Below are 11,451 nucleotides of genomic sequence, written 5' to 3' on the forward strand. Positions count from 1 at the left end.
GTTTGGCCCCCAGGTTCAGCCGCTTCAGCACGCTACGCCCACAAGCCCCGGATTCCCCGCTGAATCCAGTTGCGATCTTCCCGCGTATCACTTGCAGGCGGCTCGAACGCTCACCCGCTGTGGCGGATTCCACAGATCGAACCTCAACAACTTTCAGGAGTTTTCTATGAAGAAACTAATCATTGCAGCCGGTGTTGCCGTTCTGCTCAGCGCTTGTGCCGGCGGCATGTCCAACAGCCAGATGTCCGGCGGCCCGTCGGTCATGGTCGGCGGCGCAGCCATGTTCCCCACAAAAGACATCATTGACAATGCCGTCAACTCGAAAGACCACACCACACTGGTTGCCGCCGTCAAGGCTGCCGGCCTTGTTGACACACTCAAGTCGCCAGGTCCTTTCACTGTGTTTGCACCGACAAACGCAGCGTTTGACGCCCTGCCAGCCGGCACCGTTGCCACTTTGCTCAAGCCCGAGAACAAAGCCACGCTCACCAAAATCCTGACCGCACACGTGGTGCCCGGCAAACTGGACGCAGCCGCCTTGAGCCAGCGTGTGATGGCCGGCAATGGCCGCACCACCCTGACCACCGCTTCTGGCGACAGCCTGATCGTCACAACCAGCGGCTCCAACGTGATGGTCACCGATGAAAAGGGCGGCGTTGCCATGGTCAGCATTGCCAACGTGTACCAGTCCAACGGCGTGATCCACGTGGTCAACAAGGTTTTGGTCCCGAACTGATTTTTTTGCGCGAGCACCCCGGTCAGCTGGCCATCCCGGCGGGTGGCGGCTGGCGCGGGGTTTTTTAGCCACAACAAACTGCAACGGTTTGTTGTGGCTTTTTACTGGGCGAGAGGTCTGGCCGTCGCATGTTCAGCAAAAGACGCATTGACGCAGCCCGCGGCGCAAACCAGTACAACTCCTGATTTTGTAGCAGGCAAGCACCGTCAAATAAGGGCCAAGAGGCTTTTTTATGCCTCCACACAAGGGGGACGTACGCTAAGGCGGCGGGTCCATCAACGGCTATAGCACACGGACCCAGTGTATTTAAATGTAATCGGCCGCTTTTTTGGTAGCCAACCAGTTAGGAATCGTTACAAGAAATTCTGGAACAGCCATTGGCAAAAAACAAGTTAAGCACACACTTCGTCTTTGGGGGAGTAAATCGCGGGCTGTCAAAAACTCCCCTTCCCCATTTGAACTTTTTCACACACCCCGTCTTCAACGATGCCCGCCCACGCTGATGTTTTCGACCGCTGTCTGAGGGAGGCTTCCGAAGCTGCGCGGCCTGCGCTTGAGCGATGCATCAGCCACGCCGTAGCAGCACTGCAGGTCGCCGAAACCCAGAGCATGAAGCTGGCAGAGCGTGACGAGCTTGCCCTCGCCTGGCGCGAACTCCTCAAACACGGTGACAACTGGTGCGCGCAGTACCCTGCAGTTTTACTGGCCGCCTTCACCACCAAATCGCCCGGCGCAACACCACCCTCGGGGCAGCTGCTCACGCCGCGTGCGCCGCGTCCCGACCAGAGTCGCGATCCGGTCGCCGACATGTTCTCGCTGGTCGATGACGCCAAGGTGGAGGATGACATTGAGTCCGCGCGGCTGCTTCAACAGGTATTGCCGGTGGTAGAACAGTCTTTAGCCGAACTGGACGCCTTAATGAGTTCAGCGCAGGGACTGGTCAACGTCAGTCCCGAATTCAATCCGGTGCGGCCTGACGTTTTTGCGCAGACATTGCGTGACCTCATCGCTGGCACCACGTCAGAGCCAGCCATCAGCGCGATGTGGATCAAACATCTGGCGGAGCCTTTGGGGCGTGAGCTCAAACAGCTTTATGAGCGCCTGATCAATCTGCTGGAACTCTCGCAGGTGACGCCGGCCAGCTACCGGGTATTGCAGAACCCGGTGACAGTGGCCAAGGCAAAAGGCGGCACAACCGTCAGCGCCAGCGCCAGCTCAGCCTCTGGGCAGGACGCATCGGCCAAGTCCAGGGGCGGTGCGGTCGGTTATGCGTCCGACGAAAGTCCGACCCGCAACCCGCACCCCTACGCGGACCTGTCCAACTACGAAATCCGGGACGAGTTGTTTCAGGACTTTTTATTTCGCGGCGGTGGCAATGCCGATCACGGTCTGGCGCCTTCTTACTACGCCACCATTGAAGAAGAACTGACCGCGCTGAAAGCAACGCCGGACTCGGCCCCCGCGCCGTTGCACGACAGCCGACCCGCTGCCGAGCCCGGCGATTACAAGGGCACCCGCAGTGATCCGCAGCGTGAGGCACTTCCGGCCGGGGATTTTGCGGACGAGGACACTCCGTCGCGCATTGTGGACGTGCTGAGCCAGCTGAGCTCGCAGGTCTGGGGCGTGTACGGACGGGCGCGCGAGCGGGCCCTGGTGCGCACGCAACTGAAAAAGGACGCCACGCGCGTCGGGCAGGTGCTGGGCATGGAGGTGGTGCGCAAACTTGTCAACCAGGTGGCGCAAGACCCCCGGCTGCTGGCGCCGGTACGCGAAGCAATTGTGGCGCTGGAGCCATCGCTGCTGCGCCTGGCAATGGTGGACCCGCGGTTCTTCAGCGATGCGCAGCACCCGGGCAGACGTCTGATGGAGCGCGTTGCCCAGCGCAGCTTCAAGTACAACGATGAGTTTGGCACGCCTTTTGAAGCATTTTTCCAGGCGGTGAGCCAGGGCTTCAACGCGCTGAACACCCAGACCATAGAGGACGCCCGCCCTTTCGAAGCCGAACTGGGCACACTTGAACTGCTCTGGCAATCACAGGACCGTCAAGAGCAGACCCAGCGGAGCGCTATCCGGCAGACCATGCAGTTTGCTGAAGAGCGGCAAAGCCAGGCCGACCAGATTGCCTACGACATGAGCATGCGGGCCGACCTCGACCACGTACCGGGCGTGGTGCTCGACTTTCTCTTCGGGCCCTGGGCGCTGGTGTTGGCACACGCTCGCCTGACGGACCAGGCGCGGCAGATTGACCCCGAAGGTTACGGTTCGCTGGTCACGGATCTGTTGTGGAGCGTCAAGCGCGACGTCACACTCAAGCGTCCTGCCAAACTCATTGAAATGATTCCGGGCATGCTGGGCAAGCTGCACGCCGGACTCGCCTCACTGGGACAGGATCCGCGCGAGACCGAATCCTTTTTCAAGGCGATGGAAAAACTGCACCGCCCGGTGCTCAAGTTGCGCCGCGTGCGTAGCCGCCGCGACGCGGCAGAGTCAGAACCAGCGCCGCTGGAGGTGATGCTTGAAGAAGCTCCTGTAGAGGAGACCGATCTCAGCGACCTCCTCCCCGCGACGGCCGAACAGCGCAAGGCCAAGGTGGCAGGCCAACCCTGGTTGACACCGCAGGAACTGGACAATGCCGGCTTTGAAGACACCATGCCCTCCGGACCAGCTGAGCTCAATGAGGAGCATTCTGAAGACACGGTGCAGCCCCCTGCAGAAACCGAAAATCCTGAAGAAGGCCCAACGGCGCAAGCCAAACCCGGTGCAGAACAGGTCTTGCTGAGTCTGCGCGAGGGAAGCTGGGTCGATCTGCACTCCAAGCGCCGCTGGCTGCGCGCCCAACTGATATGGGCCAGCACACGGGGCACGCTGTTCATGTTTGTCAGCCACGGCGGTCAACCTCACTCGATGACCAAGCGCATCTGCGAGCGCCTGATCACCCAGGGCCTGCTGCGTGCGGTCAATACCGAGGGCGTTGTCGACCATGCACTGGACGCCTTGCGGGCGCAGAGCGAAGCGCCAGCAGAGCCCGTGTCCCGGGTCTAAAAGGCGCGCGTGGTTGCACGCAATGTGTGAAGTCTGGTAAATAGGCCCTGTCCTACGACGGCTTGCGGGCACGACTCCCCAAAATCCCTGGCGCACTGCGCAAAGCTCGCAGTTGAATTGAAGACGCAAGAATCACTTGCGTCTCCCCTTGCCAAGGAGATTTATGCCATTCGCAGTATTTTCGGGCCCAGGCCAGGCAGTACTGCCCGACTGTTTTCGCGCCAGCCTGCAGCCTACTCAAGGCCCCCGTTTGTCCTCACGGCGCAAAGACGTGGGCTGCTGGCGACGGGAATCCGCCCTTGGGGGTGGCCCGGCTGGCACCGCTTCTGGAGGCGCAGCTGCGCTCGCAGCCGGAACGGGTACTGCCGCAGGATTTGAGAGCGCCAAAGCCGGCGTACTTCGCACCGCCGGCGAAACTTGTGCCGACAGTTGCAAAACAGTCCGTACGGGCGACTGCAAATCGTCTGCAACCAGGGCTTCCTTGGGCCCAACCGCCACCAGCACAGAGCCCGGCGCGATCTCCGCACCTACCGGAAAAGCCCGCGCGGGTTTCCCGTCCACTGAAATCAACGCGGCCCCCTGGCCCCGGCCATCTGCAATCACGCCCGCCAGGGTCAGCCGCTCAACCGCCGGCCGGGTCGACGCGTCCAAAACTGGCGGTGAAGCGCCCAGGAGTCTCGCCAGGTCTGAAGGGCTGGTGATGTTGGGCGGAAGCACAGCGGGAATCGCACTGCTACCTGTGCGGCTGGCGCCGGACATCACGGCCTGCGCCCAATACCAGCCCGACGCCAGCACCAGCAGCCAGACCACCGCCGCACCCAGACGCGGAACTGTCGCCACTCGCAAATTCATCATGTGCATGCCTTCATCCTACAACTACCCTGACAACTTCCTGTCCCGACCAGTTTTGACGCCAGCCCACAAGGCAAAGCGGGTGCATGGCTTCCTGAACCGGGGCTTCACACTGATCGAGTTGATGGTGGTGCTGGTCATCATTGGTGTACTTGCCGCGCTGATTGTTCCCAACGTGCTGGACCGGGCGGACGACGCCCGTGTCGCAGCAGCAAAAACCGATGTCAACAACCTCATGCAGGCACTCAAACTCTACCGCCTGGACAACCAGCGTTACCCAACTGCCGAGCAGGGCCTGCAGGCACTTGTCGCACGCCCTGCTGCGGCACCGGTCCCCTCCAACTGGAAGTCATACATAGACAAGCTGCCCAACGACCCCTGGGGTCAACCTTACCGCTATCTCAATCCCGGGCTACAGGGTGAAATTGACGTGATGTCGTTTGGCGCAGACGCCCAGGCAGGTGGCGAAGGCAGGAACGCCGATGTGGGTAGCTGGCAATAAGCGCGCCGGTTTCCCGCTTGGCTCCGGCATGACCCTGCTGGAGCTGATGGTCGTTGTCGCCATCATTGCCATCGCAAGTGTCGGCATCAGCCTGTCGATTCGCGACTCCTCCGAGGCCCAGCTGGAACGCGAAGGCGTGCGCCTTGCTGCGCTGCTTGAAACGGCGCGTGCTGCGTCACGCGCCAGCGGCACTCCGGTACGGTGGCACGCAACGGAAGGCGGTTTTCATTTTGAGGGCCTTGCGCGCGGAACACTTCCTGAGCAATGGCTCGGGGCAGGAATTTTTGCCCAGCCTCCGGCAAGTTTGGTGCTGGGCCCCGAACCCATCATCGGGCCCCAGCAGGTTTCCCTCAGAGCATCCGCCTCTCCGGGTCGTCTTCTGAATGTGGGAACCGACGGGCTGCGTCCTTTTATGGTTCAGGGTGCAGCGCCAATATGAAGCAGCGTGGATTCACCCTGATCGAAGTCCTGGTCGCGCTCGGCATGGTGGCAATCACCCTGATCGCCGGCCTGAGCGCCAGCATGGCATTGACCCGCAGTACCGAGCGCTTGCCCGAAACCATGCTTGCACAGCTCTGCGCCAACAACGCGCTGGCGCAAATGCGCCTGTTTCCCCAACTGCCGGCGCTGGGTGACAGCACCGCAACTTGTCTTCAGGCTGGCCATCAGTTCGAGGTGACGCTGTCGGTCGTGCAGGCGGCTAATCCCGACTTCAGGCGAGTGCACGCGCAAGTCCACCGGCAAAACCTCAGGCTGCTCAAACTCTCCACGGTGGTCGGGCGGTATTGATGAAGCACCTCAACCGCCACGCCGGTTTTACCTTGGTTGAACTGCTGGTATCGCTGAGCGTGATGGCCTTGCTGGCCGTCATGAGCTGGCGCGGGCTCGACGCGATGATAGGCGCGCAACATGCCAACCAGCGCCGCTCCAGCGAGCTGCAGGGGCTTCAGGCCGGGCTCGCCCAATGGACCACAGACCTCGACATGCTGACCGCCACCGGGGCCGTCAATGCGTTGCACTGGGACGGCCAGGTGGTGCGCCTGACCAGACGCAGCAATACCCCGCCGACCGAGGGCCTGGTGGTCGTCGCATGGTCCAGCCGCGCCACCGGCAGAAACACGCAATGGGTACGCTGGCAATCGCCAGCATTGCAAAACCGCAAGGAACTGAGCGACGCCTGGGCGCAGGCGGCACGATGGGCTAGGGGCAGTGGCGAGGCAGACTTCCAGCGTGAAGTTGCAGTGACGCCCGTAACCAGTCTTCGCATTCTTTTTTATCGCAACGGTGCATGGACCGAAACCGGCTCCGCGAATGCTGCGGTGGCGACAGACGTCAGCGGCGTGCCGAACGGGGTGCGCCTGATCCTGTCCCTGCCACCGGGAAGCGGTCTTGAAGGCACGGTGACAAGCGACTGGGCCAACCCGTTGGCGAACGTGGGCAAGTCATGACACACCAACCCCAAAAAGGCTTGATCGCGGCGTCGCGGAACACAGGCGCTGCCCTCATAGGTGCCATGCTGACGGTGTCCCTGGTCGCAATTCTTTCAGCCAACGCCTTCTGGCAACAATGGCGCAGCGTGGAAGTTCAAACCGCTGGCCTCAACCAGCTGCGGGCGAGCTGGCTACTGACCGGCACGCTGGATTGGGGACGTGCGAAGCTTCACGAGGACGGCCGTCTGGCTGGCGGTATCGATCATCTGGGTGAAGCGTGGGCGCAGGAGATAACTGACATCCCGCTTTCGGCCTTTATGGCGCTTGGAGGGGCGGGCTCCGTGCCGCGCGGCGCATTGGACGAACTCCCGGAGGCGTTTGTTTCGCTTCAACTGAGTGACGCGCAGGCCCGCATGAACGTGATCAACCTGATTGAAGGCCAGAGCATCTCTGCCGCCTGGATGGACGCGTTTGGCAAGCTGTTTGCCGCGCTGGGCCTTCCTGCGACAGAGCTTGACGCCCTTGCAGAGAATCTGCGAGTGGCCAGTGCGGGAAGCGGCGCGGCTGGTGACACAAGCACGGCCCCCCTGCTTCCCCAACAAGCCGCTCAGCTGACAGGGCTCGGCCTGACGCCATCCACTTTGAAGGCGCTTGAACCCCATATCACCGTGTTGCCGGTGCGTACGCCGATCAATCTCAACAGCGCCAGCGTGGAGGTGATGGCGGCAACTGTGCCCGGCTTTACGCGGTCGGACGCGGACAGGGTGGCCGCGTCCCGAAAAGGGACCCCGCTGCAGTCCGTGGCAGACGCAGGCGTTCCTGTGCAGCTTATTAACGGGCAGTTAAGCGTGGTGTCACGCTTTTTCGAGTTCAGGTCCGCGCTGCGCATGGGGCCCATGGTGATGACAGAGCAGGCCCTGCTTCAGCGCGAAGGCCTGGACGTGCGCCTGTTGTGGCACAGGCGCCCCGCTACACCTGTTGTGCCTCATATATGACCACCCTGATTTTTTGCCCCCCGCCTCAGCCCGAATCGCCTGACGCGCGCTGGCACTATGTCATCACACATGATGGCCTGTCTGTCGCGGAAGAAGGCACAGCGTCGGTTTCAGACCTCGCCGCGTACCGGTCGCCTGACTTCAGCGTCGTGGTGCTTGTCCCCGCCAAGTTTCTGTCGTGGCACCGGGCGCAGTTGCCCCAGGGAGTGGCGCTCAATTCCGTCCGCATGCGCGCGGTGCTGGAGGGATTGCTCGAGGAGCAGCTACTGGATGAGCCCGCTTCGCTGCATTTCGCCCTGTCGCCGGGGTTTCAGGCAAACACGCCGCAGTGGGTTGCAGCCTGCGACAAGCGCTGGCTTGCCCAGGGGATCAAGGCGCTGGAAACCGCATCGTTCACCCCCCGCAAGATCGTTCCCGAATGGGAACCCACGAGCCATGAGGTTCATTGGCATGTGAGCGGGACACCCGCCCATGCACAACTGACCGTTCAAGGTCCGGAGGGGGTCAACCACTTTCCTTTGACGCCAGATGCAATGGCGATGGTGCGCAGCACCCCTGCCCTGATCACAGACATCCCCGCTACGGCTGAACCTCTCGTGTCGGATCTTGCTGCGCAACTTCTTGCCCACACCGTCACGCCCCTGACGGTCGCTGCGCGATGGGTATTGGCTTCACGCTCTGCCTGGAACCTGGCGCAGTTTGAACTCGCCAGCTCGACGCGCTTGCGTCTGCAAAAACGTGTGCAGGAGGGCTGGCGTGACTGGCTGCATGCACCCCGTTGGCGCGCAACTCGCTGGGGTGCAGCCGTGTTGCTGGGAACGAACCTGCTGGGTTTGAATGTGATGGCGTGGCAGGAGAAGCGCCAGCTGGAACAGGCGAGCGCCGAGGTGCGCAGCATGTTGAGCCGCAGTTTTCCCGAGGTGAAGGTAGTTGTGGACGCGCCACTGCAAATGGAGCGCGAAGTACGCCTGCTCGAGCTCGCAACCGGCGTGCGTTCTGCCGACAGCCTGGAGGCCATGCTGGATGTACTCAGCGGTACTCTCGCGCCCGGCTCTGTTTTGCAAAGTGTCGACTACAGCGCGGGGGAATTACGCGTCAAGGGTGTGGAAGTTGCCCCGGCAGAAAGTGCCGCGCTGATGGCCCGGCTCCAGGGGCGCGGCTATGCTGGAAAAGCCCAGGGCAACACACTGGTTGTGCAGCCGCGTCCAGGTGATAGCAGGTCGCAACGATGAATGCATCCTCGGCACGTGTACGCGGCGTCTGGCGGGGGCTGGCAAAACGCGACCAAACCATTCTTGGGCTGGGCCTGGCTTCTGCCATCGCCATGATTGTCATCTTGCTGGGAATCATTCCCGCAGCAAGAACTTTGCACAGCGCGTCCACGCGCCAAGCCCAGGTGGATAAGGTGTTGCTTCACATGCAGGTTCTGCAAGCGCGCGCGCAGGCTTTGCAAACACAGCCCCGGCTCAACCGCGACGAAGCCTTGCAGGCACTACAGGCCTCACTTCCACTGCTCGGTGACAACGTTCAAATGGCAGTCAACGACCAGCGGGCCACAGTGACAGTGCTGGCCGCACGCCCGGACGCGCTCGCCCAGTGGCTCGTGCACGCGCGCGTCAACGCACGCGCCATTCCGCTCGAGGCGCGACTGATCCGCAGCAGAACAGGAATCGAGGCGACCTGGGATGGCACGCTGGTCCTGACCCTGCCAACCCGTTGAGGATGCCCCCTCATCATCTGCACCCTTTCTCACCCCTCCCCGACATGACAATCACCTCTGCTTCACCACGCTTTATCCGCCCTCTTTTCGCAGCCATGGTCCTGCTGCTTGCCGGTGCCTGTTTGGCGCAGTCCAGTACTGGCGGCGCAGGCGCGCCACGTCGCGGCGAAGACATCACGCTCAACTTTGTCAACGCCGACATTGAGGCCGTGGCCCGCACCATGGCCATCCTCACCGGCCGCAATGTGGTGGTGGATCCGCGCGTCAAAGGCGTTATCAGCCTCACGACAGAGCGACCGGTCAGCCCAGCGGTGGCGTTCAACCAGTTTGCGGCGCAATTGCGGACCCAGGGATATGCCGTGGTGGACTCTGCCGGTCTCTACAAAATCGTTCCTGAAGTCGATGCCAAGCTGCAAAGCGGCGTGGTGTCAGCAGGCCCCGTGGCGGCATCCAGCAACCAGATCGTTACCCAAATCTTCCGGTTGAACCATGAAAGTGCGCAAAACCTGTTGCCCGTGCTGCGTCCGCTGATCAGCGCGAACAACAGCATCAATGTCAACCCGGGCAACAACTCCCTGGTCATCACGGACTACGCGGACAACCTGCAGCGACTCGGCCGGATCATTGCGGCTCTGGATGTGTCCAACGCCAGCGACATCGAGATCATTCCCCTCAAAAATGCGTTGGCGACCGATCTGGCCCCGCTGGTCACACGGCTGATCGAATCAGGCAGCGCCGCCAGTGGCGCACCAGGACAGACCGACACGTCGTTTCGCACCACTTTGATTGCCGAGCCTCGGGGAAACTCGCTGATCTTGCGCGCGGCCAACCCTGCGCGGGTTGCCCTGGTGCGTTCGCTGGTCGAGAAACTCGACCGCCCCCCGGCGCCCGGAAGCGGTGGGGAAAGCGGCAATATCCATGTGGTTCACCTTAAAAATGCGGATGCCACACAGCTTGCCATCACCTTGCGCGCGGCCCTGGTAGGTGAACCACAGGCCACGCTCGCCACGGGCGGCGTGGTCACGCCGTCTGCTCCGCCCGGCGCGCCCGGTGCGACGGGCGCACCGGGCGCAAACCAGGCCACCGCTCCTTCAGGCGCATCAGCTTCGCGCCCGCCATCAACAGGCGGTCAGATCCAGGCTGACGCATCCACGAATTCGCTGATCATCAGCGCGCCCGAGCCGCAATACCGCCAGCTGCGCGCGGTCATCGACAAACTGGATGGACGCCGCGCCCAGGTGTTTGTGGAGAGCCTGATCGCTGAGGTCAACGCCGACAAGGCGGCAGAGTTCGGCGTCCAGTGGCAGGGGCCTCTGGGTCGGTCCGGCAACAGCGTGATCGGCCTTTTGGGCACCAACTTTGGCGCGGGTGGCAACAACATCATTAACCTGGCGACGCAGGGACTCAGCGGCACCACGCCCAATGGCGTGACGCCGGGTGCCGGGCTGAACTTCGGCGCATTCCAGCGGACCAACGGCGTTTATGTACTGGGGTTTCTCGCGCGGTTTCTGGAGCAGACCGGCAACGGCAACATCCTGTCTACACCCAACCTCCTGACGCTCGACAACGAGGAAGCCAAGATTGTGATTGGCCAAAACGTCCCCTTCGTCACAGGCCAGTTCACCAACACCGGCTCCGGCAATAACGGCTCGGTTAACCCGTTCCAGACCATTGAACGCAAAGACGTCGGCCTCACGCTGCGGGTAAGACCCCAGATCAGCGACAACGGGACTGTCAAGCTGGCGATTTATCAGGAGGTCAGCAGCGTGCAGGCCTCCTCCGTCAATTCGGCCTCTGGCCTGATCACCAACAAGCGCTCCATCGAGTCCAGCGTGCTGGTGGAAGACGGCGCCCTCGTGGTCCTGGGCGGGCTGCTGCAGGATGAATACTCGGGCAACCAGGAAAAGGTACCCGTGCTGGGGGACATTCCGTTCGTTGGCAATCTTTTCAAAAACGAAACACGCACGCGCAAAAAGACCAATCTCATGGTGTTCCTGCGCCCGGTGGTGGTGCGTGATGCGCCCTCCAGTGACAGCCTTTCCATGGACCGCTACGACTTGATGCGGGGCATTCAGCAGGGTGCACAGCCCGCGCCCAGCACGATGCTGCCCATCGATCCTGCTCCGGTACTGCCGCAGCGCGCGCCGGCTCCTACCGTGCCACGGACCAACTGA

At 62.1% G+C, this 11,451-nt stretch carries 11 protein-coding genes; 10 read left to right on the forward strand and 1 reads right to left on the reverse strand.

Annotation, left to right across the window (positions count from 1 at the left end; genetic code table 11):
- Nucleotides 1–166: 166 nt before the first annotated feature.
- Nucleotides 167–736 carry a fasciclin domain-containing protein gene (locus VE934_RS15635; RefSeq protein ID WP_414693861.1) on the forward strand — a complete coding sequence of 190 codons (570 nt, stop codon included), beginning with the start codon at nt 167–169 and terminating at the stop codon, nt 734–736.
- A gap of 486 nt (nt 737–1,222) precedes the next feature.
- Complete coding sequence (locus VE934_RS15640) at nt 1,223–3,778, forward strand: DUF1631 family protein (protein WP_324889164.1); 2,556 nt, start codon at nt 1,223–1,225, stop codon at nt 3,776–3,778.
- A gap of 237 nt (nt 3,779–4,015) precedes the next feature.
- On the opposite strand, the gene VE934_RS15645 is transcribed toward VE934_RS15640, so the two are convergent.
- Nucleotides 4,016–4,639, reverse strand: coding sequence for a hypothetical protein (locus VE934_RS15645; protein WP_324889166.1), 624 nt, complete (start codon nt 4,637–4,639; stop codon nt 4,016–4,018).
- Nucleotides 4,640–4,724: 85 nt separating this feature from the next.
- Here VE934_RS15645 and gspG point away from each other — a divergent pair, with 85 nt between their 5' ends.
- The 8 genes from gspG to gspD are packed head-to-tail and all read left to right on the forward strand — an operon-like array spanning nt 4,725 to nt 11,451.
- A complete protein-coding gene (gene gspG, locus VE934_RS15650) occupies nt 4,725–5,132 on the forward strand; it encodes a type II secretion system major pseudopilin GspG (RefSeq protein ID WP_324889333.1) in 408 nt (135 codons plus the stop codon).
- Nucleotides 5,113–5,571, forward strand: coding sequence for a prepilin-type N-terminal cleavage/methylation domain-containing protein (locus VE934_RS15655; RefSeq protein ID WP_324889168.1), 459 nt, complete (start codon nt 5,113–5,115; stop codon nt 5,569–5,571). The genes gspG and VE934_RS15655 overlap by 20 nt, the downstream gene beginning before the upstream one ends.
- Entirely contained in the window at nt 5,568–5,921 is a 354-nt protein-coding gene (gene gspI / locus VE934_RS15660) for a type II secretion system minor pseudopilin GspI (protein ID WP_324889170.1), read from the forward strand. Before VE934_RS15655 ends, gspI begins: the two co-directional genes overlap by 4 nt.
- On the forward strand, nt 5,921–6,580 hold the full coding sequence (locus VE934_RS15665; RefSeq protein ID WP_324889172.1) for a PulJ/GspJ family protein: 660 nt from the start codon (nt 5,921–5,923) through the stop codon (nt 6,578–6,580). Before gspI ends, VE934_RS15665 begins: the two co-directional genes overlap by 1 nt.
- Entirely contained in the window at nt 6,577–7,557 is a 981-nt protein-coding gene (gene gspK / locus VE934_RS15670; RefSeq protein WP_324889174.1) for a type II secretion system minor pseudopilin GspK, read from the forward strand. The genes VE934_RS15665 and gspK overlap by 4 nt, the downstream gene beginning before the upstream one ends.
- On the forward strand, nt 7,554–8,789 hold the full coding sequence (gspL, locus tag VE934_RS15675; protein ID WP_324889176.1) for a type II secretion system protein GspL: 1,236 nt from the start codon (nt 7,554–7,556) through the stop codon (nt 8,787–8,789). Before gspK ends, gspL begins: the two co-directional genes overlap by 4 nt.
- Entirely contained in the window at nt 8,786–9,277 is a 492-nt protein-coding gene (gene gspM / locus VE934_RS15680) for a type II secretion system protein GspM (protein ID WP_324889178.1), read from the forward strand. Before gspL ends, gspM begins: the two co-directional genes overlap by 4 nt.
- Nucleotides 9,278–9,321: 44 nt before the next feature.
- On the forward strand, nt 9,322–11,451 hold the full coding sequence (gene gspD / locus VE934_RS15685; RefSeq protein ID WP_414693862.1) for a type II secretion system secretin GspD: 2,130 nt from the start codon (nt 9,322–9,324) through the stop codon (nt 11,449–11,451).

Source organism: Polaromonas sp. (genome assembly GCF_035638815.1).
Lineage (GTDB): Bacteria > Pseudomonadota > Gammaproteobacteria > Burkholderiales > Burkholderiaceae_C > Polaromonas.

Excerpts from the sequence above, each read along its gene's own strand:
- VE934_RS15640 (WP_324889164.1), top strand. The coding sequence starts at position 1,223 with ATGCCCGCCCACGCTGATGTTTTCGACCGCTGTCTGAGGGAGGCTTCC.
- VE934_RS15645 (WP_324889166.1), bottom strand. The coding sequence starts at position 4,639 with ATGCACATGATGAATTTGCGAGTGGCGACAGTTCCGCGTCTGGGTGCG.
- gspL (WP_324889176.1), top strand. The coding sequence starts at position 7,554 with ATGACCACCCTGATTTTTTGCCCCCCGCCTCAGCCCGAATCGCCTGAC.
- VE934_RS15655 (WP_324889168.1), top strand. The coding sequence starts at position 5,113 with ATGTGGGTAGCTGGCAATAAGCGCGCCGGTTTCCCGCTTGGCTCCGGC.
- gspM (WP_324889178.1), top strand. The coding sequence starts at position 8,786 with ATGAATGCATCCTCGGCACGTGTACGCGGCGTCTGGCGGGGGCTGGCA.
- VE934_RS15665 (WP_324889172.1), top strand. The coding sequence starts at position 5,921 with ATGAAGCACCTCAACCGCCACGCCGGTTTTACCTTGGTTGAACTGCTG.
- VE934_RS15635 (WP_414693861.1), top strand. The coding sequence starts at position 167 with ATGAAGAAACTAATCATTGCAGCCGGTGTTGCCGTTCTGCTCAGCGCT.
- gspD (WP_414693862.1), top strand. The coding sequence starts at position 9,322 with ATGACAATCACCTCTGCTTCACCACGCTTTATCCGCCCTCTTTTCGCA.
- gspI (WP_324889170.1), top strand. The coding sequence starts at position 5,568 with ATGAAGCAGCGTGGATTCACCCTGATCGAAGTCCTGGTCGCGCTCGGC.
- gspK (WP_324889174.1), top strand. The coding sequence starts at position 6,577 with ATGACACACCAACCCCAAAAAGGCTTGATCGCGGCGTCGCGGAACACA.